General features: G+C 63.3%; 15 protein-coding genes. 5 read left to right on the top strand and 10 right to left on the bottom strand.

The genetic code is table 11. The annotated features are described in order from the left end of the window. Positions 1–156: 156 nt before the first annotated feature. From ACFOW7_RS15680 to ACFOW7_RS15670, 3 genes are all read right to left on the bottom strand, one after another. Positions 157–4,476, bottom strand: a complete 4,320-nt coding sequence (locus ACFOW7_RS15680; RefSeq protein ID WP_378165985.1) for a PAS domain S-box protein — start codon at positions 4,474–4,476, stop codon at positions 157–159. Between the two features lie 156 nt (positions 4,477–4,632). Then, entirely contained in the window at positions 4,633–5,583 is a 951-nt protein-coding gene (locus ACFOW7_RS15675) for a diguanylate cyclase domain-containing protein (protein ID WP_378165983.1), read from the bottom strand. Positions 5,584–5,664: 81 nt separating this feature from the next. Beyond that, positions 5,665–6,681: a zinc-binding alcohol dehydrogenase family protein gene (locus ACFOW7_RS15670; RefSeq protein WP_378165980.1), complete on the bottom strand. Its 1,017-nt coding sequence runs from the start codon at positions 6,679–6,681 to the stop codon at positions 5,665–5,667. A gap of 134 nt (positions 6,682–6,815) precedes the next feature. On the opposite strand from ACFOW7_RS15670, the gene ACFOW7_RS15665 reads away from it, so the two are divergent. Continuing rightward, the gene (locus tag ACFOW7_RS15665; RefSeq protein WP_378165978.1) at positions 6,816–7,697 is read left to right on the top strand and encodes a LysR family transcriptional regulator; all 882 of its coding nucleotides are present in this window, start codon (positions 6,816–6,818) and stop codon (positions 7,695–7,697) included. A gap of 29 nt (positions 7,698–7,726) precedes the next feature. Then, a complete protein-coding gene (gene corA / locus ACFOW7_RS15660; RefSeq protein WP_378165976.1) occupies positions 7,727–8,698 on the top strand; it encodes a magnesium/cobalt transporter CorA in 972 nt (323 codons plus the stop codon). A gap of 196 nt (positions 8,699–8,894) precedes the next feature. Here the strand turns inward: corA and ACFOW7_RS15655 are convergent, their stop codons facing one another. From ACFOW7_RS15655 to nhaA, 6 genes are all read right to left on the bottom strand, one after another. Further along, positions 8,895–9,125, bottom strand: a complete 231-nt coding sequence (locus ACFOW7_RS15655) for a hypothetical protein (RefSeq protein WP_378165974.1) — start codon at positions 9,123–9,125, stop codon at positions 8,895–8,897. Positions 9,126–9,419: 294 nt separating this feature from the next. Beyond that, on the bottom strand, positions 9,420–9,944 hold the full coding sequence (locus tag ACFOW7_RS15650; RefSeq protein WP_378165971.1) for a hypothetical protein: 525 nt from the start codon (positions 9,942–9,944) through the stop codon (positions 9,420–9,422). Between the two features lie 15 nt (positions 9,945–9,959). Then, positions 9,960–11,837 carry a PAS domain S-box protein gene (locus ACFOW7_RS15645; protein WP_378165969.1) on the bottom strand — a complete coding sequence of 626 codons (1,878 nt, stop codon included), beginning with the start codon at positions 11,835–11,837 and terminating at the stop codon, positions 9,960–9,962. A gap of 462 nt (positions 11,838–12,299) precedes the next feature. Further along, a complete protein-coding gene (locus ACFOW7_RS15640; protein WP_378165967.1) occupies positions 12,300–15,131 on the bottom strand; it encodes a DUF2135 domain-containing protein in 2,832 nt (943 codons plus the stop codon). A gap of 388 nt (positions 15,132–15,519) precedes the next feature. Next, entirely contained in the window at positions 15,520–17,244 is a 1,725-nt protein-coding gene (locus tag ACFOW7_RS15635; RefSeq protein ID WP_378165965.1) for an ABC-F family ATP-binding cassette domain-containing protein, read from the bottom strand. 589 nt (positions 17,245–17,833) lie between these two features. Continuing rightward, the gene (nhaA, locus tag ACFOW7_RS15630) at positions 17,834–19,183 is read right to left on the bottom strand and encodes a Na+/H+ antiporter NhaA (RefSeq protein ID WP_378165963.1); all 1,350 of its coding nucleotides are present in this window, start codon (positions 19,181–19,183) and stop codon (positions 17,834–17,836) included. A 158-nt stretch (positions 19,184–19,341) separates the two neighbouring features. Here nhaA and ACFOW7_RS15625 point away from each other — a divergent pair, with 158 nt between their 5' ends. Genes ACFOW7_RS15625 through ACFOW7_RS15615 form a run of 3 tightly spaced genes read left to right on the top strand, consistent with a single transcriptional unit; the run spans position 19,342 to position 20,513 of the window. Then, a complete protein-coding gene (locus ACFOW7_RS15625; protein ID WP_378165961.1) occupies positions 19,342–19,758 on the top strand; it encodes a YjfI family protein in 417 nt (138 codons plus the stop codon). A 7-nt stretch (positions 19,759–19,765) separates the two neighbouring features. After that, positions 19,766–20,188, top strand: coding sequence for a hypothetical protein (locus tag ACFOW7_RS15620; protein ID WP_378165958.1), 423 nt, complete (start codon positions 19,766–19,768; stop codon positions 20,186–20,188). Continuing rightward, entirely contained in the window at positions 20,178–20,513 is a 336-nt protein-coding gene (locus tag ACFOW7_RS15615; RefSeq protein ID WP_378165956.1) for a hypothetical protein, read from the top strand. The genes ACFOW7_RS15620 and ACFOW7_RS15615 overlap by 11 nt, the downstream gene beginning before the upstream one ends. Positions 20,514–20,701: 188 nt before the next feature. On the opposite strand, the gene ACFOW7_RS15610 is transcribed toward ACFOW7_RS15615, so the two are convergent. Beyond that, positions 20,702–21,685: a YihY/virulence factor BrkB family protein gene (locus ACFOW7_RS15610; RefSeq protein ID WP_378165953.1), complete on the bottom strand. Its 984-nt coding sequence runs from the start codon at positions 21,683–21,685 to the stop codon at positions 20,702–20,704. Between the last annotated feature and the right edge of the window lie 122 nt (positions 21,686–21,807).

The following is a 21,807-nucleotide window of genomic DNA, read 5'->3' as shown; positions in this document are numbered from 1 at the left end:
GCGTGTCCGAATCAATGGTGCTTCACGCCGCTTTGCGGCTAACACACCCTACGGACTGGAGGATTTTTGACGCTTTTTATAACGAGAATTCTAGAGAGGTATTATGGCTGGGGATGCCCTGTTGCAAGCGAAGCGGCAGCCTGTCCGGTGACCTCTCTATGGCTGTAGCGCCACAGACTCCTGTTCCAGCAGCTCGCTGGCCCGCTCGAAATCGAGCCGGTCGAGCGACTGATCGATCTGCTCGACCCGCTCCCTCGGCCAGCGCTTGAGCAGATGAGGCCGCACGGCGGCATACAGGTCGCAGGCTTCGATATTGTGTTCTTGCAGCAGTTTGAGCAGCCGGCGCAGATCGTCGGGCAATCGGCTGCTGTCGGTGGCGGTTTCTGGCGCAGCGGCAGCAGAAGGCGCCGCCGCGCCGTCGAGCCAGTCACGCATCTCGGCCAGGGTCTGGTCGAGCAGCCGGGCCAGGACCTCGAGTGCCAGCTTGGTGCGGAATTCATCCTGGGTCAGCAGCATCTGTTCGACCTGTTTGGCCTGGATGGCCAATTCGGCGATGCGCAGAGTCCCGGCCGTGCCCTTCAGGGTATGGAACAGGCGCGCGGCCTCGCGCCAGGCGTGTTCGTCCATCAAACGCTGTGCTTCCTCGATCAGTCCGGCATTGCCGTCGATGAACTGACGCACCACGGTGCGCTGGGTGGTCTGGTCGCCACCCAGCATGCGCAGCAGGAGATCGGGATCGAAACCCGGCGCGGACGTATCAGTGCTGGCGACGGGCGCAGGCGACAGCGGCAGACGCGGGCCTTGCAGCAGCATCGCAGGCAGATGGCGGATGATGACTTCCATCATCTGGCCGACTTCGAGCGGCTTGGGGATAAAGTCATCCATACCCGAGGCGCGGCACTGTTCACGTTCCGACTGCAACACCCCGGCCGTCATGGCAATCACCGGCAGGCTCAGATGGAGTTCGCCACGGATCAGCCGGGTAGTCGTAAAGCCGTCCATCACCGGCATCTGCACATCCATCAGCACCAGATGGTAACGCTCGCCGTCGTGGCTCAAGCGATCGATGGCCTGGCGGCCGTCGCCCGCGATATCGAGCGTGGCACCGGCATGTTCGAGAATGCCACGCGCCACCAATTGGTTGACCGGGTTGTCCTCGACCAGCAGCAGATGCACCCCGTCGAGCCGGCGACTGCGCAGGGCGGCGGTGCGACTGGCCTGGCTGGCCTGCACCATCGAGCCGGCGTCGCCATGGCGCTGGACCAGCGCCTGCTGCAGGCTGTCGAACAGGCTCGAACCGGTAATCGGCTTGGTCAGAATGCCGTCGATCGGAGTTGACTTGGCGGCGTTCAGCACCGCCTCGCGGCCATAGGCGCTGACCATCACCAGAATCGGCGGCATGGCCGTCCCACCCGCCTGGCGCAGCTCGTCCAGCAGCTCGGGGCCGGTGGTCTCGGGCATCTTCCAATCCGCCAGTACCGCATGGTAAGGCGCGCCGCGCGCCTGACGGTCCGCCAACAGAGCCACGGCGGTGGCGCACGAATCGGCACAATCGGCACGGCCGCCCCAGGCAGTCACCATCCGGGCCAGGAAAGCGCGGGCCGTGGCGCTGTCGTCGACGATCAGCAGATCAAGCGGCTCGGGCGCCGCCAGTTGGCGCGGCTGCTCCTCAGCCACGCCAAGCGTCAAGGTGAACCAGAACTCACTGCCTTCGCCGGGAACACTGCCGACCCCGATCTCGCCGCCCATCAGCTCAACCAGTCGCTTGGAGATGGCAAGGCCGAGCCCGGTCCCGCCAAAGCGCCGGGTCATCGAACTGTCGGCCTGGGAGAACGCGGCAAATAGCCGCTCCTGCTGCTCAGGTGTCATGCCGATGCCGGTATCGCGCACGCTGAAGCGCAGATCGATGCTGTCATCGCGCCGCGCCAGCGGCGTTACCGCCACGGCCACTTCGCCTTCGTTGGTGAACTTGACCGCATTGCCGGCCAGATTGACCAGCACCTGCTGCAAGCGCAGCGCATCGCCGATCAAGGTGGCCGGCACGGCCGGATCGACCCCGATCGCCAGCTCCAGATCCTTGGCTTCGGCGCTGACCGTCATGATGCCGGCCACGGTGCCCAGCACATCGTCGAGCTTGAATTCGGCCCGGCTGAATTCCATCCGGCCGGCCTCGATCTTGGAAAAGTCGAGCACATCGTTCAGCAGGGCCAGCAGAGAATTGCCGGCGGCGTCGATCATATCGAGATAGCGCTGCTGCTCGGGTGACAGCGGCGTGGCGCCCAGCAGATGGGCCATGCCGAGCACGGCATTCATCGGCGTGCGGATTTCATGGCTCATATTGGCCAGAAATTCGCTCTTGGCCCGGCTGGCTGTCTCGGCCTGCTCCTTGGCCAGCGCCAGCGCAGCCTGCGCCTGACGCTGCGCCGTGACATCGCGGGCCACAGCCAGAAAGCCGCACACGCCCACCTCGTCCAGGATCGGGCTGACCACCAGTTGCACCGTCAGCGTCGAGCCATCGCGCCGGACCCAGGTCCATTCGCTTTCCTCGGCTTCGCCCTGGCGCGCCTTCTCGACCAGCACGGCAAACCCTTCGAGTGGCCGGCCCAGGCGCTCGGACAGGGCCGCGCCATGGGCCGCCACTTCCTCGGGCTGCAACAGCCGCACCACCTCGGCCCGGCCGACCATCTCCTCGGCCCGATAGCCCAGCATGCGCTCGGCACCGACGCTGAACAGGGTAATCACCCCATCGAGATCGGTCGCGATAATGGCAAATTCGCCCGCCGCATCGATCACCCCCTGCAACTGGGCCCGTGCAGCCAACAACGAGGCCTCGGTGCGTTTACGCGCGGTGATATCGAAATTGACCCCGACCATCCGCTGTGGCCGGCCGTCGGGTGCGCGCTGCACCAGGCCATTGGCGCCGATGAAACGGACTTCGCCGTTTGGCCCGACCAGGCGGAACTCGGTGCTGTACTCGGCCTCGTCGTGCAACGCTGCCATCACCAGCGCCTCGGTGCGCGCCAGATCGTCGGGATGGACCAGTTGCGCCCAGTACTCATAGTTATTGTCGCCGCTACCCGGGGTCGACCAGTGCAGGCGGTACATCTCGTCGTCCCACACCATTTCCTGGCTGTCCAGATCCCAATCCCAGACGCCAAGCTGGACCGCCCGCGTTGCCAGCGTCAGTCGCTCCGACAGCCGCGTCACCTCGACCTGGCTCTGGCGCCGGGCCGAGATATCGTCGATCTGCACGATCAGCTCATCGGTGCCGCGCCCCTGGTCGAGCCGCCAGACCTTGAACTGCACCCAGATGGTCTGGCCGTGACGGTCGAGACTGCGGCCTTCGCGCTGATAGATCGGATAGACCCCATCGAGCAGGTCATGCAATACCTGGCTGGCTACCCCGCGATCGTCGGGATGGCCCAGATCGGCCCAGTTGCGCCCAAGCAGCTCCTGGCGCTGCCGCCCCAGCATCCGGCACAGATAATCGTTGACCTCGTCGATACGGCCATCGGGACCGATCAGGGCAAAGCCGGTGGCGGCCGAACCGAGGGCACCACGGAAACGGTCTTCGCTGGCAGCCAGCAGCGCGCCACGGGCCCGCATCTGGTCGATGACCACCCCGACCAGCACGGGCAGCACGCAGCTCAGCGCCACCGCCGCCCACAGGGTGCGCGGATGCGGGTCCAGCAGCCAGGGGGCGGGGATCAGCCAGTCGAACCACAGCAAGGTCCCCAGCGACAATACGGTCAGATTGGCGACAATGCCGGCACGCAAGGCGCCATAGCGCAGCGCCACGGCAGTCAGGGGCACGCTGGCATAGATGAATGGGAAGGGATGATGGTATTGCAGCAGCATCCAGGTGGTACTACCCACCAGCCCGGTGATCAGCAGCAGGGGCAGCAGCACCGGCCAGCGCAGCAGCCGTTGCAGCAGCGGCATCGACAGCGATAGCGCCGGAATCACCAGCAGCAGCGCCCCGATGGCTTCGCTGAGCCACCAATCGAGCAGGGTGGTTTCCCAATCGGTGCCGCTTTCCCAGTGCCATAGCCATGCGCCCAGCGATGCACTGAGCGGGGCACTGAACAGGGCATAGCAGGTCAAGGCCCCCAGCGCGCCTTCAAGGCCCAGGGGCCGGGCAGTGATGGCCGGCGAGCGGCTGGCGAGCCAGGCGGCCAGACCAGTCTGCAAGACGCCGATCAGCCCGAACGCCACGGCAAAAGGCAAGGAATGGCCATGCCAGAGCGACAACAGCCCCCCGGCCAGCCAGACGACCGCCAGCAAGGGCAACCAGTGGCGCCCGGGCTGCCGCAGCAGGACCACGAAGGCCACGTTATTGCCCAGCCACATCAGCCCCACCACCCCCAACTGACCGGTGGCAGCCAGGCCGACCGTACCCAAGGCCAGCCAGACCAGGCCGAGCAAGGCGGCACCGATCCACAAGGTCCGCGACCCTTCGGTCCGATACGCGGCCATGATCCTTCCCCCTGTTTCTCCGGCTGCCGGCCGTTTACGGCGCCGCATCAGCCGAGGGTTTTTGCAGTTATTATTTGTTTTTTGTTACTTTCTGCTTATTGTCTTGCAGGCTTTTTTCATATTTATTTAGCAAATAGACAGAGTCGGCGCCAGGTCCTATTCCTTGCCGACAGATGTGGTGTCAAGCGGCTCCGAGCCGATCGCCAGCCGGTCGCGGCCGTTGTGCTTGGCCTGCTGCAAGGCCCGTTCGGCCCGGGCCAGCAGCGCTTCCGGGCTCTCATCGCGTTCGGGCACGCTCGAAGCCAGGCCGACGCTGGTGGTGACAAAGCAGTTCGCGCCCATGCCTTCATGCGGCAAGACCATGCCGCGCACCCGGTCGCCGATCCATAGACCGTATTTGATCGCATCGGCGGTGGCGGTATTGGGCAGAATCACCCCGAAACAGTCGCCGTCATAACGCGCCACCAGCTCGCCCGGCCGCCGGGTGCCCTGGTTCAGGGTCTCGGCCAGCCGGCGCAGACATTGGTCGCCCTGGCGGTTGCCATAGTGCTCGTTATAGCCATGGAAATGATCGATATCGATCAAAGCGAGCGCCAAGGGCATGCCATGGCGCTGATGGCGGCGGTATTCCAGCAATACCTGGCGATCGAAGTACTCCCGGTCGTAGGCGCCGGTCAGCCCGTCGCGATGGGCCAGATGAAGCAGGATATCGGCCTGCCGGCGCAAGGTCAGCTGGGTCTGGGCCCGGGCATAGACCACCGGCGGGTTGAGCGGCTTGGAAATGAAATCGACCGCGCCGGCCTGCAAGGCGGCCACCTCATGATCGACGCTGCTGTGGGCGGTAACGAAAATCACCGCGCACCCGGCGGTACGCGGATCGGCCTTCAGCTGACGGCACACCTCGAAGCCGTCGATATCGGGCATCTCGACATCGAGCAGCACCAGTTGGGGCAGCTTCTCCTGGGCCAGCCGCAGGCCGGTCTGGCCGTCGGTAGCAAAGAAGATCTCCCCGAGATCCTTGAGCATATGGCCCAGCAGCCGGATATTGGTGACGCTATCGTCGACGATCAGGATGCGGGAAGCCTGTTCGGGCAGAAAGCTCAGCAAGTCGATGTCCTGTCAAAAAAAAGGGAACGGCGCCGGCCGTTCCCTCCTTTATAGTTCTGCCGGCCGGCAATTGCGGCTCGGCTAGAAACCTTGCAGTACCAACTTGCCGATGGTGTGGCCATCCTCGAGCTGGGCATGGGCGCGGCGCAGATTGGCCGCGTTGATCGGTCCCATCACCTCGGCCAGCGTGGTACGCAGCCGACCATCGTCGATCAGTTGCCCCACCCGGGTCAACAGCCGGTGCTGTTCGATCATATCGGGAGTGGCAAACATCGAACGGGTGAACATCATTTCCCAGACAAAGGTGGCGCTCTTGCTCTTCAGCAGCTCGATCGGCAGCGGCGCGACGTTTTCCACGATCGAGGCGATCTTGCCCTGCGGCCGGATCAACTCGGCCATGGCGCGGAAATGGCGGTCGGTATCGTTGAAGCAGGCGATATAGTCGACGTGCTTGAGCCCGATCTCACGCAACTGCGCCACCAGCTCGCCGCGATGGTCGATCACATGGTCAGCGCCCAGTTCGCGGCACCAGGCCACCGATTCGGGCCGCGAGGCAGTCGTGATCACCGTCAGGCCCGCCAGTCGCTTGGCCAGTTGGATACCGATCGAACCAACCCCGCCGGCGCCGCCGATAATCAGCAGCGTCTGGCCGGCATGGGCGCCATCGGCGTCGATGCCGAGCCGCTCGAAGAAGGTTTCCCAGGCGGTGATGGTAGTCAGAGGCAGCGCGGCGGCACGGGCGAAATCGAGGGTCTTGGGCATGGCGCCGGCAATGCGCTGATCGACCAGTTGCAACTGGGCATTGCTGCCTGCCCGAGTGATATCGCCAGCGTAATAGACCCGGTCGCCCGGCCGGAACAGCGTCACTTCGGCGCCGACCTGCTCGACCACCCCGGCAGCATCCCAGCCCAGCACCCGCGGCGTGGTTTCCTGTTTGTCCTTCGGGGCACGCACCTTGTAATCGATCGGATTGACGCCGACGGCTTCGACCCGGACCAGCAGATCCTGCGGCCCCGGCACCGGCGCCGGCAGCTCCAGGTCGAGCAGCGCTTCGGGATGATCGATCGGCAGATAACGATAGAGACCAACGGCTTTCATCACAGACCTCCTTGGGGGTTGACTGATTTCGTCGCGGTTGGCGACGACTCGATGGCAGGCAGTATAGGAGCGCCGATTGAGAACGATTAGTCCCTATAATCCGGATACATTGTCCACTCTGATGAACAATCCCGATGCTGGAACTCGACCCGATGGCGATCTTTGCCGAGGTGGCCGACTGCGGCAGCTTCACAGCAGCGGCGCGTCGGCTGGGCTTGCCCAAGTCGACCGTCAGCCAGCGCGTGTCGCAACTGGAGGACCGGCTCGGGGTGCGGCTGCTGCAAAGAACCACACGTCGGCTTGGCCTCACCAGCGCCGGTCAGCTCTATCTGGGTCATTGTCTGCGCATGCTCGATGCCGCCCGGGCAGCCGAAGCGGCGGTGTCCCTGCTGCGCGAGGCGCCGGCCGGGCGGCTGCGCCTGACCGCACCCGAAGCCTCGGGTACCTTGCTGTTTCCTGCCTTGCTTGCCGTGTTCTGCCAGCAATATCCGGCCGTCGAGATCGATCTGGTGGTCAGCGACACCCAGCTCGATCTGGTGGCCGAGCGGATCGATCTGGCCTTCCGTACCGGCCGGCTCGACGATTCGAGCCTGATCTGCCGTCGCATCGGCCCGGTACGGCGGGCCTTGGTGGCTTCACCCGGCTATCTCGACCGTTGCGGCCGGCCGGAGCATCCGGCCCACTTGCCGCTGCACCGTTGTCTACTGCACCATCCGCTGCCACAGTGGCCGCTCGGCAATCTCGACCCGATCGAGCCGCCGCCGGCACTGAGCAGCAACAGCCTGGCCTTTCTGCGCCAGGCGGCGCTGGCCGATGCCGGCATCGCCCTGCTGCCTGTCTTCACCTGTCGTGACGATCTGGCAGCGGGCCGGCTCGAAACCGTGTTGCCGGCCTTCCCGCCACGGCCCAATGATTATTTCGCTATCTATCCGAGCCGCGCCCATCCGACAGCGGCCCTGACCGCCTTCCTGCGCTTTATCGATGAACAGGGTCTGGCGCGGCAGCTCGCCAGCTAAGGATCGGCCCAGCCCACAGGAAACCCCTTATGTTGATCAACTGCGCGGTCTATCGCGATGGCCACAAACTGACCGATATTCCTCCGGCCGATATCAGCGACTATCTGGAGCAGCCCGACTGCTTTGTCTGGGTGGCGCTGAAAGACCCGACGCCCGAAGAACTCAAGGCGATGGAAGAGGAATTCTCGCTGCACGAGCTGGCCGCCGAGGATGCCCGCCATGGCCACCAGCGCCCCAAGGTCGAGGAATACGGCGATATGCTGTTCAGCGTGCTGCATCTGCTCGAACTCGACCCGGAGGGCCAGATCAAGGTCGGTGAAGTCGATGTGTTCGTCGGGCGCAACTATGTGCTGTCGGTGCGCACTCGCAGCAGCATCCATTTTCTCGATGTGCGGGCCCGCTGCGAGCGTGAGCCGCATCTGCTGCGCCATGGCGCCGGTTTCGTGCTGTATGCCTTGATGGATGCGGTGGTGGACCGCTATTTCCCGGTGATCGATCGGCTCGGCCAGGAACTGGAGAATATCGAGGAACGCATCTTCCGTCCCAACAGCTCGGCCCGCACCAATATCGAAGAGCTTTATCTGCTCAAGCGCAAACTGATGACGGTACAGCACAGCGCCACGCCGCTGCTCGAGGCGGTGGGCAAGCTGTACGGCGGCCGGGTGCCCGAGGTCTGTGCCACCTTGCAGGACTACTATCGCGATGTATACGACCATGTCGAGCGCATCACCAAGACCATCGAGGTGCTGCGCGATATGGTCAATACGGCGATCCAGGTCAATCTGTCGGTCATCTCGCTCGATGACTCGGCCGTCACCAAACGCCTGGCCGCCTATGCTGCGCTGTTTGCCATGCCGACCCTGATCGCCGGCATCTATGGCATGAACTTCGAAGGCATGCCCGAGCTGAAATGGACGCTGGGCTATCCACTGGCCCTGTGCACCATGGTGGTGCTCGATCTGATTCTATGGATACGCTTCAGGCAGGCGGGCTGGCTGTAAGCAGCCCAATCAGACCATTCGCCTTTAACTTGGCATCCCCCACGACCGCAGAAGCATCCACGCCAGAGGCGGTAAGCCGCCAGTGTCTGTTTCGCCAGCCTGTGTAAGGGCGAAAGCAATGGTGCGTTACGCCGCTTTGCGGCTAACGCAGCCTACGATTTGGTGGGGTTGGACGCTACCTTGAGGGAGAACCAGCTTAGCTTTCGTCGCTGCGACGGCGCTGGGCGCGCAGGTAATCCAGGCAGAAATAGGCCGGGACGGCCGCGGCCAGAACCAAGCCCAGCATCAGACCCAGGTCACGGTCGAAGGAAAAGCGCTCGATGGCGGCGCCCATCACCGCCAGCCCCAGCAGCAACACCGCGCCCACCCGCAGCAACTCGGATAGCGGCGCGCCGCTGGACAAAGAAAGGGATTGTTGCGTTGCCATGCCGTCTCGCTCCTGATTATTTAGGTATATCGCAGGCAGATTCCCGGACTGCGCCGGAAAGTCGCGGTCGATTCTAATCCAATCAGGCGCCCGTCAGCAGCGGGATAACCGCAACCCCCAGGTCGATAGCGGGAAAAGTGCAACGCGGCTGTCGCATCGTTCACGACATCGGTTTGCCGCGCTTGCACTGGCGGCTTGGCGGATGACAGGCCGGAACGCCGCGCCTTAGGCAGACCGAAGGCAGAAATAAAAAAAGACGCCCAAGACGCCCATTTTTTTTTCAGGCACTTTTTACTACTTAATCATAAAACGAATTGGTCCATAGAGAGAGAGTCGCCATTCGGCCGGGGCCGTTGCTTCGTCGCGGACCCGGTAGCCGAAATAGACCTGGTAATGGCCGGTCGGCAGCGTGCCTTCGACCAGTGGCACATCGACCACCCCGACCGTCAGTTGCAGCGACGAGGCGGTGGGCAGGCCGGGCCAGGTGCCGTCCCAGTTGACCCAGCGGCCCTGTTGGCAGGCAAACAGCCAGGCATCCTCGTACCAGGCCACCACCACCATTTCCACCGGACGGCCGGCATCTTCCTCGGTGACGGTGAAGCGACCCATGATGGTCAGGGTATCGCCACTCTGGGCCACCACCCCATTGCGCGGCCAACGCGCATTGCTCAGCCGCACTCCCGAGCCGGGGACTTCAGCGGGCCGCATCGCCACTCGCTGGCCACCGTCAGCGAGCCGCTCGACCGCTGACTGCCAGGGCAGTCCTTCGACCGGCTCGGCCGAAGATACTCGCTGGGAGTAACTGAGTTCTATGGACATGATAACTAGACATCCCTAACCCGCACGGCGGGCGACATAGCGCTGCCATCTGGTATGTTTGGCCCGGTACATCTCGGCATCGGCCCGCTCCAGCAGGACATCGACCCCGCCGATTCCGTCACAGCGATGCACGGCGATGCCGATGCTCGACGACAGTTCGATCCGATGGCCGTCGGCCAGAATGGGCCGGCTCAATTCCTCGAATACCTTTTCGCCCACCCGGCCGGCATCGGCCTGCGGGTCGCTGCCCAGTCCTTCGAGCAGCACCGCAAAGCGGTCGCCGCCGAGCCGGCAGACGGTGTCGGTACGCCGCACGGCGCTACGCAGCCGTTCGGCGTACTGATGCAGCACCACATCGCCGACCGGCCGGCCGAATTCTTCATTGATCAGGTGAAAGCGATCGATATCGATGCTCAACACCGCCACATGGCGCCGTTGCCGCACCGAGCGGTCGAGCGCCTGGGTCAGGTAATCGACAAACAGCGAACGGTTGGGCAACGACGTCAGCCGGTCGCGGCTGACATCGCGGTAATCGCGTATGCCTTGCAGCTCGACTTCGGACAGATCACGCAAAAAGGCACTGAACAGCAGACGGTCGCTGATCCGATCGGCGCAGACGGTCAGCTCGGCCGGGAATTCCTCGCCGCCGTGACGCAAGGCGGTGATCGAGAACGGCCGGTCGAACAGGCTGCGGTCGCCCGTGCTGACCACATGCTCGAGCCGGGTCTTGAATACGCCGTGCATCCGGGCCGGGATGATGCTGTCGATCAGCAGACGGCCGATCATTTCCTTGCGACCGATCCCGAACATGGTTTCGGCGGCCAGATTCCATTCGACGATCCGGCCATCCTGGTCCATCGCGATAAAGGCGTCGTAGGCATGATGGAGCAAGGTGCGGATACGGTTGCGCTCGGCTTCGAGCTCGCGTTGTGCCTCGACCCGGCGATCGATCTGCCGCCCCAGCACATCGGTGGTGATACGGCGCTCGAGGGTATTGGCCTTGATGCTGGCTTCGAGTTCGGCCTGAGCGACCTTGGCGATCCAGGCGGCTTCCTGGCGCGGCTGGAGATCTTCGATCACTGCCAGCAGATGGTCAGGCTGGCCGTCGGCATCGCGCACCAAGGTCATGCTGGCCTGCACCCACACCACATCGCCACGTTGGTGGAAAAAGCGTTTTTCTGCGCTATAGCTCGAACTCAGGCCATCGAGCACGCTTTGCAGACGCACGTCATCGGCCGCCCGGTCCTCGGGGTGGGTCAGGCTCTGGCAATCGCGCTGCAACAGTTCGCTGGCGCTGTAACCCAGCAGCCGGCACAGCGCGACATTGACCCGCAGCCAGCGCCCGTCGAGCGACAGGATGGCCATGCCGACCGCCGCCTGCTCGAACGCCTGATCGGAAGTCAGCGTCACGGGCGCATGCGACAGGGCGGCGCTGCGGTCGCGCAGCTGGGTCTCGATCAGCGCGCACAGGTCGCGCAGGCAGGCATATTTCTCACGCGACAGACAGCGCGGTCGATGATCGACCAGCGATAGCATGGCAACGATATTGCCCTGGCCGTCACGGATCGGATGGCAGGCATAGAAACGCAGATGGGCCGGCCCCGTCACCAGCGGATGACTGGCAAAACGTTGGTCGGTCTGGGCATTGGGGACTACGCGGGACGCTGCGGAAACATATTCGAGGCAGAAGTTCTGCAAGGCTTCCCAGTTCACGCCGTCGTCGGGGCCGACGCGCGACAGGCAGACTTCCTGGGGCACCGATTGCAGCAGCACGATGGGCACATCGAAGGTATTGGCAGCCAGCCGGGTCAGGCGGTCGAGCGCGGGGTCCGGCTCCTGGCTGAGGGCGGTGACAGACGGCTCGGAATCGGCACGCTGAACATGGCGGGTCATATTCGTCTCTCCTTCTGACACCCGAAATTCGCAATGGGACTCAGCGTGCCTGACCCAGTCCAGCACAACAACTGGGTTAACACCTAGCCTAGGCAAGCCCTGGGGACGATAGGAGGCTGCCCGCAAACCGGCCTGCACGGCTCGACTCAGCCAATCGGCCTTCACAGCCGGTCGGCAGGACGCTGGAAGCCGTAAAGATTATTAACCTTCGATAATTTCCATTATCCCGATAAGCAATGATTGGGGTATTCAGCTTGAATACCCCGCATTAATTGGCATTCAGGCTTATCTATCCACAACCACCACACCAATCCATTGAAAGATTGGCAGGATAGTTAGTAAAACTCTCTCATACCGTTTCAGCCTCTCCTCTCCGCCCCTTGCAAACCCTCTCCCACCCAGCAAGCAAAACGGCCCGCGCACGCAGCACGGGCCGGACAAGAACCAAGTGGAGGGCGGTTCTCAGTGCTTCGCCGGCACCTCGAACTCACCGACGAACACGGTCTTTCCCGCGCCTTGCAGACGCAGCGTCACCATCTTTTCCTTCATCGCCGGGGTGCCAAAGCCGGTGGTCAGCTTGAGTTGCAAGGTAGTGGCGCCGGCGACGATCTGCTGCTGGTGGCCATAGAAATTGGCTTCGACCTTGTAGCGGCCCGGTTTGGCGTGGCGCAGCGAGAACTCCTCGGGACCGTAGCCGCCTACGAAATCACGCGACATACGGCCGCCCTGGTAGGTCAGCGGATTGCCGTAGAAGCACTTTTCGCCGTTGGGGTCGGTGATCCACAGGTCCATATCGCTGTTGTCGGCGTCCCAGGTCAGCACGGCACGCAGATCGAGCGGCAGGTTGCGGCGCAGGCGCGGGTCGAGGTTGATGCGCAGCGGCCCGACCCGGGCGTCGAGGGCGTTGAGGTCGGCCAGGGTGATCAGTTCGATTTCCGGGAAGCGGTCATCCCACACCCGGCTGACCACTTCGACCCACTGGTTGGCCGCCTCCTGATAGCGGCCGGCCGCTTCATAGGCCAGACCGAGATCGCGGAACGATTGCGGCTCTTCCTCGGCCATTTCCAGCACCCGTTCGAACACCGGCACGGCCAGCGCCGGCTCGCCAGCCTGGAGCAGCCGGTAGCCGAGGATGCGCAGGATATGGCGGTTCTCCAATTCCATCTCGGCCAGATTCGACAGCACCCGCAGCGCCAGTTCGCGCTGGCCGCGGGCCAGCAGCAGATCGGCCACATCGAGGAAGAAAGCGCTGCTATTGGCGTTGGCGGCACGCCGGGCCAGATAGGCCGGATAGAGTTGCTCGGTCCGGACCCTCTGCAAGGCCCGCAGCACAGGCGAATCGGCCTGCCAGGGTTGCAGGGCGATGCGGATGCCAGCGCCGTCTGAAGCGGCAGCCTGTTCGGCCTTGTCCGCCACCGCCTCGGCCATCGGTTCCGCCGCGGCGGCGGCCAGCGGAGCCGGAGCGGCCGGCGGCGCGATCAGGCCCGCCCGACGTGCCATCTTGTGATCGAGCTTCGGGCGCGGCGGGGTGTCCTTGGGATAGCGCGTTTCCCACCAGGCGATCTTGGCCTGATATTGCTGCACCAGTTGCTCGATCTGCCGCTCGCGCTGCTGCCGCTCGCTGGCCTGATTGGCCGCGCGCAGCTGCTCGAACTGCGCCCGCAGCGACGGGGGTGGTGCGATGTCGTATTGCACGTAGTCGGACAGATTTTCCAGCACCAGCAGCGAGGTATCGCGCGTAACCAGTCCGAAACGCCGGCCGATGGCACGCGTCTCGGCGCGGTCGGCGGCATCGCGGCCCAGCCCCGCCAGGCGGTAGCGGGCCCACAGCCGGGCCGCCTGACCGCTTGCGCTGCTGCGCTCGACATGCAGAGGCAGCTCGATCTCGCGCAGTTCATGACTGACGGCGAGCCTGAGCCGGACCTTGGCCGCTCCCTGGCCTTGCTGCACACCGGCGATCCGTAGGAGTCCCCGCGCGCTGTCGGAGGGATCGAACACCAGCCGTCCCACCCCTTCACCAGTCAAGCTGACCACTCGTGGCAGCTCGGACGGCAAAGGCTCGCTTCGTCCTTCATCGAGTGCGATCACACTGCCGCCATGGCGCAGGGTCAGCGCCGTCAGCCGGTCACGGTCGCTGCCCACGCTCGAATCGATGGCAAACAGCCGCTGTTTCTTGCTCAGTGTCGGAAAACCTTCAGTGCCGTAATTGACCATGCCGTCGGAAAACAGCAGGTATTCGCCGACATCGGCCTGCGCAGTCCAGCCATCGAGCGAACTTGCGCCGTCGTAGACCGTGCGCTCCAGCGCCTCACGCAGCGCGCGCCAGTTACCGTTTTCGATCCGGAACGACAGCGGCTTTTCGGCCCGGTCGCGCAGTCGGATCAAGCGCACCTCCGCTTGCTTCACTTCACGCAGATAGCGTTCGAGCCAGCGCAGTTCGGCCGCCAGATCGCGTTTGGCGCCTGAACCCGAGCTGTCCCACAGCAGCCCGATAACGGGCGGCGGGGCTTGCCGTGCCGGCAGCGGGCCAAGTGGAATTTCGGCGGCAAAGAACTGTTCGCCATCGACCCGTTCGGTCAGCAGCACCGGCCGCTCGGCTGCTTTCCAGCGCAGCGTCAGCGGACGTTTACCGGCTGCCAGCGGCTTCAGATCGGCCATATACGCCTGTCCCTGACGTACCAGCTGGATCGGCCCGTCAGCGGCGCTAAGCTCCGGCTTCTGCCCAGCGGGCAGCGTGACCGCCATGCCGATCCGCTCCACCGATTGGAAGCGGTCCAGCGGCAGGGCATAGCGATAGCCGCCTTCGACCTGGGGCAGCGTTTCGGCCAGCCGCAACCGCACCTTGCGGACCTGACCGGGCAGCACCGGGTAGACGCGCAGCCGGAAGAAATTCCCTTCGGTCACTTCGAGCAGGCCCGGGTCAACCCGGCGCCGCTCGATCGCTTCGAAAACCTGCCGACCGCGTTCCTTGGCGACCGGCACGGCATCACGCATCTCGTTGCCGATGTCGAGCGAGAAACCGACGATCTGCTGGCCCGGCAACAAGGGAAATTGCAGATTGCCTTCAAGTGGGCGGCTGTTGGGGTTGAACAGGGTCAGGTCGATCACCGTCTCGACCTGACTGCCCACCGCCTGCACAGCGATAGTGAGCGAATCGACCCTGACCGGCTGTTCCTGCGGCGCCAGCTGGGTATCGATGGCGATCAACGGTAGCACGGGCGGGGATTTGGCAAAGGCCGGCGCGCCGGTCAGCAAGGCCGCCAACAGCGGCAACAGGAAAATCGAGCGAGGCATGGCAGTGCTCCGTGACAGAGATGGCTGCTTGAACGGCAGGCAGGCGGGAAACGGGTTGAGCATAGGAAAAATTTTTCACCGTACCGATCTGCCTCACTCGTGCCCTCCGCTGATTCCGCCCCCCAAGTGTCCAAACCCACCTTGCACCCGCATGCGGTCGGACGCAGACCACAACTTATGGACGGCGATCCGACACCCGCCTGTGCTTTGGGGAACGGGACGGCTCTGTTTGCTTGTTACGGTTTGGGAGGATAGGGAGATGGTATAAAGAAAGCGCCGGACAGGCCATTAATCTGTACGGCGCTTATTAATTATTTACTTAAAAATACCGCTATTTATCTTGCAGCTAATTTTCCTTATTTTTGTTTCTTGATGGATTCCTCTCCACTCACCCGACCAGGCCGAGCATCTGATTGAGCTGTTCGATCTCGCTGCGCCACTGCTGCTGCATCTGTGGCCGCTGCTGGCGGGGTTTGCGCGCCAGATCGGCGGCCAGCAGCGCCTCGAGTTCGCACAGCCGGTTCAATTGCCACTCCGGGTCGTCGAGTGGTACCGAATGCTGCATCGCCCGCTCTGCCCGAATGGTCGAGGTCGAGGCAGGCGGCTCGAACAGCCGGCTATAGGCACTCGGTGCATCGAGCCACTGTTCGAGCCGGCCCTCGCGCACTACCCAGAAACGGTTGCAACTGCGCTCGATCAGATCGCGGTCATGTGACACCAGCAGAAAGCCCCCGGCAAACTGCGCCAGGGCGTCGGCCAGTTCCTGCTTGCCGTCCATATCGAGGTGATTGGTTGGTTCGTCGAGCAGCAGCAGGTGATAGCTCGCCAGCGACAGGCCCAGGAACAGCAGGCGTGCCCGCTCGCCGCCGCTCAAGGTCGCCACGTGCTGATCGTGGCGTGAATACGGGAAACCCGCTGCGATCAACGCACGCCGCATCGCCATCTCGGGCAGATTGGCAAACGGCGCCAGCGCATCGGCCAGCCTCGCCTGGTCATCGAGGCGTTGCAGCGTCTGGTCGTAATAACCGACCGCCGCGCCCGGATGGTGATAGAAAGCCGGATCGGCCGACTCCTGCACCAGCCCCTGCCAGCACTGGCGCAGCAGCGAAGTCTTGCCGCTGCCGTTGGCTCCCAGCAGCGCCACCTTGTCACCGGGTCGCAACCACAGGCCATCGGCGACGAACAGTGGGGCCAGTCCCGCAGCCGGGCGGACCTCGAATTGCTCAAACGCCAGCAATTGCTTGGCCGCCAGCGCCTGGCCGCGCAGTGTCAGACACCACGGTGCGCCTTGGCTGACGAAGGATTGCTCTTCCTTGAGCTTGTCGATGCGCTTTTGCATCGACTTGGCCTTGCGGGCCATGCCTTCATGGTCGTAGTCGCGTGCCCATAGCGCGATACGACGGCTGCTGTCGGTCAGGCGGTCGATTTCCTTCTGTTCGGCCGCAAAACGCTCGGCGGCCGCCATATCGGCGGCAGCCAGGGCTTCGAGTGCCGAACTGGCCGGATGGTCGAAACCGTAGAGGCGCTGATCACGCAGAATCCAGCTTTGCCGGGTGACGTTGTCGAGCAGACGACGGTCGTGCGAGACCAGGATAAAGCCGCCTTTCCAGTCGAGCAGAAAGCGCTCGAGCCAGAGCAGCGAAGGCAGATCGAGGTGGTTGCTCGGCTCATCGAGCAGCAGCAGATTGGGCTCTTGCAACAGCGCCCGTCCCAGCAGCAGCCGGGTATGCTGGCCGCCGCTCAGCGACTTGACCGGCACGCTGGCCGTATCCGGTTCGAAGCCGAGTTCGCCCAGCAGGCTATCGACCCGCCATTGCTGGTCGGGCTGGTAGTCGAGGGCGGCGAACAGGGCGTCGTAGAGGGTCAGATCAGCCATCCGGGCCGGCAGATGCTGCTCGACATATTGCAGACGACACTGGCGCGCACGATGAATGGCGCCTTGCGAAGGCTGACGCGAGCCGTCGAGCAGAGCCAGCAAGGTGCTCTTGCCACTGCCGTTGTAGCCGATCAGGCCGATACGGTCGCCAAGGCCGACGGTGAAGCAGAGGTCGTGGAACAAGGTGCCTGCAACGGTATCGAGTTGCAGAGATTGGACGGAAATCAGGGTAGTCATAGCGCTTGCCTAAACATGGCGGATGCACGCATCCACATCAACAGGGGCGCTGACGAACAGGAAGAACCGGGGAAAATGCTCGGGTATCGGAAAGGTTTCGCTCCGGCCCGCCTTATCGCAGCGCGACGAGACGAGAACTGGAGCCGGCGCAATCGCTAAGGAAGCGCAAATACCAACGAGCGCGTTCTGGAAGACCCATGATTAACCTCCTTTCTTTATCCGAAGTTGATAACAGCCCGCATGCTAACGGCCCCAGCCATTGTCGACAAGCAGAGCCATCAGGGCAGAAAAGCCGGTGGGTGGCTTGTCTGATGCCATCGGACGGGTGAGTGAGGAGGGAGCACTTGAAAAGGCTGTCCGCCGATCTGGTGCTCCACTCTCCCAGAGCAGTCTAATTTTGCTTCAATTATTTATTCCGCTTTTATATCTGCCACTGTATTTGCACAGATTCCGCACAAAACTTTCTATTTCTTTCTCCGCAGCCCTTCTCTCACGCTTTCCAACTACTTTATTCCGCTTATATATCCGCTACTGTATTTGCATAGATTCCACACACAACTTTTCTGACTTTCTCTCCAGCATCCTCCTCTCACGCTTTCTCAACCGGACGCGGCGCGATCAGCAACAGCCATAAGGTGCCGACCACGGCGGCGATCAGGGAACCGAGCAGGATCCCGACCTTGGCCTGATCGACCATGATCGGATCGCGGAACGCCAATTGACCGATAAACAGCGACATGGTGAAACCGATGCCACCGAGCCAGGCGGCGCCCAGGATATGTCTCCAGGTCACGCCATTGGGCAGTCGGCCCAGGCCCAGCTTGACGCCGAGCCAACTGAACAGGCTGATGCCGACGAATTTGCCCAGCACCAGGCCAAGAATCACGCCGAGGGTGATCCGCTCGCCCAGGCTGGCGACGAGGTCGAGCTGACGGAAATCCACCCCGGCGTTCGCCAGCGCAAATACCGGCACGATCAGGAAAGTCACCCAGGGGCTCAGGCCATGTTCGGTATGTTGCAGCGGGCTTTGCACGGCAATCGAGGCGTGCTCCATATTGGCGGCCACCACGGCCATCCGGTGGTTACTGAGCGGGCCGGCGTCGTCGAGCGAGGTCTGCTGGCGGAATTCGCCCAGTAAACCTTCGATCCGCTGTTCGAAATGACGTGGCGAATAGGCCGGCATGGCTGGAATGGTCAGCGCGAGCAGAATGCCCGCCAGCGTGGCATGGATGCCCGACAGCAGCACCAGATACCACAGCACCAATCCCAGCGCCCAATAGGGCGCCGCCCGCCGCACGCCAGCGCGGTTGAGCAGCCCCAATCCCAGCAAGGTCAGCGCCGCACCTGCCAGCGCCGTCTGATTGAGGTCGCTGGTATAGAACAGCGCGATCACCAGCACCGCGCCCAGGTCGTCGGCGATTGCCAGCGCAGTCAGAAAGACGATCAGATTGCGAGGCGCCCGCTTGCCCAGCAGCACCAGGATGCCGATGGCGAAAGCAATATCGGTCGCCGTCGGAATGCCCCAGCCATTGACCCCGGCGCTTGAGCCATTGAAGGCGGTGTAGAGCAAGGCCGGCATCAGCATCCCGCCTGCGGCTGCAATCACGGGCAGCGCAGCGTCGCGCAGCGAGGACAGCTCGCCGACCAATACCTCGCGTTTCAGCTCCAGCCCCACCAGCAGAAAGAACAGGGCCATCAGCCCATCGTTGACCCAATGGTGCAGGCTCATCTCCAGCCGAAAGGCCGTGCCGTAGAACAGGCCAATCGGCTGTTCCCAGAAATGGTGAAAACCTTCGCTCCATGGTGAATTGGCCAGACCCAGCGTCAGCAGGGTGGCGGCAATCAGCACGATGCCGCCGGCACTGCTGTGCTTCAGAAATTGCTCGAAGGGCGATAACACGCGGCCAAACAAGGATTCGAGCGGATAAGTATTGGCCATGACAGTCTCTCGCAGGCTAGTTCACAAAAGGCTTAGGTCGTCCAAGCCCGACCAAGGATGAGCATCGTACACGACATTTTATGTCTTGACATCTTATGTCAGCACTTTTATCGTGCCGCCATCATCGACTTCCCACGCCTGCCAGAGCCAGGTATGCCATGACTGAATTCCAGACCCAGATCCAGGCGGCTACCCGCATCGTTCAGACGGTTTATGGGCTGAGCGTGGAGTGGCAACCGATTCCCGGCGAAGTGGAAGTGGTGCAGGCCTGCATCGGCGGGCGTGAGGAATTGCCGATCTATCTGACCCAAAGCGGCGAGCAGACCTTGTGCATCTGCTATTTATGGCACGACGACGAGATCGAGCCGAGCCGACGAACCGAACTGCTGGAGGCGATGCTCGATCTGAATATCCCGATGCCGCTCTCGGCCTTTGCCCGGGTGGAAGGCTATTTCGTGGTGTTCGGCGCGCTGGCGCGCCAGTCGCGGCCCGAGGATCTGGCCCAGGAACTGGCTGCGCTGAGCGAAAACGCCCTCGAAGCACTCGAAGCGTTTGCCGACTATCTGAAGCAGTGAGGACGCCATGGCGCTATTCAACAAGCTCGTGACCACCGCGTCCGACCACGAACCGTCGCCCGCCACCCTGCAAGGCTGCCGCCAACGGCTCGAAGCCGCCTTGCATACTCTGATCGGACTGCGGCTCGCCTTATCCGAGGCAGAACCGTCCATCAATCTGCAAAGTCGTCTGCTCCAGGTCGAAACCCAACTGCGCGAATGCCAGCGCGAGCTGGCCATGGTCGAGACCAGCGCTTCGGTCCACCGTGCCATACGCTCGATCAGCCAGAGCGGCCCACTGGTCGATAAAGCCTCGCTCGAACGGCTGCGGCTGCGCCGGCTGGCCGATCCGGCACCCTCCAGCGACGCAGCGGCCGAAGGCCGGCTGGTGCGCGACCGACTGGTCAGCCTGACCCGACCTGAGCGTAAGGAGTCCGACGATGCCGCCTAAACTGTCCGCCCGCTGGGGCGAAGCGGAAAGCGCGCTCAAGGCGGTCCAGGTGGCGTTCGATGTGGAAGAGGCCGTACTGCGGGCCATCCGCCGCGCTGCGTTCGACAATGAGCTATCGACCTCTGACCAGATCCGCCTGGTACTCGACCTGCCGATCGCCCACCGCCCGAAACGGCCGCGCCTGACGGTGTCGCTGTCGGAAGCGGACTATGTGGCCCTGGGCGAACGCTACGGCCTGCCGCCCGAGCAGCGGCTGGCGATCAAGGAAAAAGCGACGGCGGAGCTGATCCGCTTTGCCGGCGTGGGACCGGCCGAGAACGGCTAGACATGACCGGTAGCGGCCAAGGAGAGGGGAGGCACGGTTGGTCTTCCACTCCGCCATTGTCTATCTCCATGTTGTGGCGGAATGGAAGAATATCCACCTGAATCGGCAGCGCAGCCAAGCCTGGCTGGATGCTGTGCCCCGATGCTTTGCGCCCGGACACGCTGACGCCGAATTGTCGGGAACTGCGCTTAGCCCATCCCCAACGGCGGTTGCAAAATCTGCCCGCGATGCTCGACCCCGCCGAGATTGCCTGGCAGCGGGGTGACTTCGGCCATCGGCTTCACGACCCGCACCGGCTCAAGCTGACGGAAGGAGCCGAACTGGTGGGCATAGATCCAGGTGAATTCGGCGCCGAGCAGGAAAATCTGCGCCGAGTAATACACCCACAGCAACAACACGATCAGCGAACCCGCCGCGCCATACCCCGAGGCCACGCCGCTGGTGCCGATATACCAGCCGATGAATGCTTTCCCGATGGTGAACAGCAAGGCCGTCACCAGGGCGCCCAGCCACACATCGCGCCAGGAAATCCGTACACGCGGCATGATTTTGTAAATCATCGCAAACACCGTGGTAATCAAGCCAAAGCTCAGCAGGAAATTCACCACCTGCGCCACCTTGAGCCATTCGCCGAACCACGGCGCCCACCATTTCTCCAGCATGGCCAGCGCGGCACTGGCCACCAGCGACACGATCAGCAGAAAGCCGATTCCCAGAATCATCCCGAACGACAGCAGACGCGTCCGCAGCAGGCTCCATACCCCGCTGCGATTATCGGGCCGCGCCACGCGCCAGATACGGTCGAGCGCATCCTGCAATTCGGCAAACACGGTGGTGGCACCGATCAGCAGCACCACCACGCCGACCAAGGTAGCAGCCGTACTCTCGGCAGGCTTGCTGACGCTGGAGAGCAACGTCTCCACGGCCTGGGCGCCCTGCATCCCGATCAACATGCGCATCTCGGTCAGAATCGCATCGCGTGCCACCTCGGCGCCGAACACGAGGCCGGCCACCGAAATCACGATCAGCAGCAAGGGGGCCAGCGAGAACACCGTGTAATAGGCCAAGGCCGCCCCCATGCTCGGGGCGTAGTCGTCGATCCAGGCCGAGGCGGCAGCACGGCACATATGCCACCAGGTGCCCAGGGAGGAAGAGGAAGGCGTGGTTTTCATGGCAAAGGCTCCTTCTGGAACCGGTAAGGCGGCCAGGCGCCAGACCGGGTCGACTCGGTTTGCCCTGGCTGCGCAGCAAGAACGACTCCCGCCGGGCAGGCGATATCGGATAGAGTGCGGCG

Source organism: Chitinimonas lacunae, assembly GCF_042650885.1.
Lineage (GTDB): Bacteria > Pseudomonadota > Gammaproteobacteria > Burkholderiales > Chitinimonadaceae > Chitinimonas_A > Chitinimonas_A lacunae.
Note: the sequence above shows the minus strand (reverse complement) of the source record. Positions and strands in the feature narration are given on the sequence as shown.

Coding starts and splice junctions, on each gene's coding strand:
- ACFOW7_RS15680 (WP_378165985.1), bottom strand. CDS start 4,476: ATGGCCGCGTATCGGACCGAAGGGTCGCGGACCTTGTGGATCGGTGCC.
- ACFOW7_RS15670 (WP_378165980.1), bottom strand. CDS start 6,681: ATGAAAGCCGTTGGTCTCTATCGTTATCTGCCGATCGATCATCCCGAA.
- ACFOW7_RS15665 (WP_378165978.1), top strand. CDS start 6,816: ATGCTGGAACTCGACCCGATGGCGATCTTTGCCGAGGTGGCCGACTGC.
- corA (WP_378165976.1), top strand. CDS start 7,727: ATGTTGATCAACTGCGCGGTCTATCGCGATGGCCACAAACTGACCGAT.
- ACFOW7_RS15655 (WP_378165974.1), bottom strand. CDS start 9,125: ATGGCAACGCAACAATCCCTTTCTTTGTCCAGCGGCGCGCCGCTATCC.
- ACFOW7_RS15650 (WP_378165971.1), bottom strand. CDS start 9,944: ATGTCCATAGAACTCAGTTACTCCCAGCGAGTATCTTCGGCCGAGCCG.
- ACFOW7_RS15645 (WP_378165969.1), bottom strand. CDS start 11,837: ATGACCCGCCATGTTCAGCGTGCCGATTCCGAGCCGTCTGTCACCGCC.
- ACFOW7_RS15640 (WP_378165967.1), bottom strand. CDS start 15,131: ATGCCTCGCTCGATTTTCCTGTTGCCGCTGTTGGCGGCCTTGCTGACC.
- ACFOW7_RS15635 (WP_378165965.1), bottom strand. CDS start 17,244: ATGACTACCCTGATTTCCGTCCAATCTCTGCAACTCGATACCGTTGCA.
- nhaA (WP_378165963.1), bottom strand. CDS start 19,183: ATGGCCAATACTTATCCGCTCGAATCCTTGTTTGGCCGCGTGTTATCG.
- ACFOW7_RS15625 (WP_378165961.1), top strand. CDS start 19,342: ATGACTGAATTCCAGACCCAGATCCAGGCGGCTACCCGCATCGTTCAG.
- ACFOW7_RS15620 (WP_378165958.1), top strand. CDS start 19,766: ATGGCGCTATTCAACAAGCTCGTGACCACCGCGTCCGACCACGAACCG.
- ACFOW7_RS15615 (WP_378165956.1), top strand. CDS start 20,178: ATGCCGCCTAAACTGTCCGCCCGCTGGGGCGAAGCGGAAAGCGCGCTC.
- ACFOW7_RS15610 (WP_378165953.1), bottom strand. CDS start 21,685: ATGAAAACCACGCCTTCCTCTTCCTCCCTGGGCACCTGGTGGCATATG.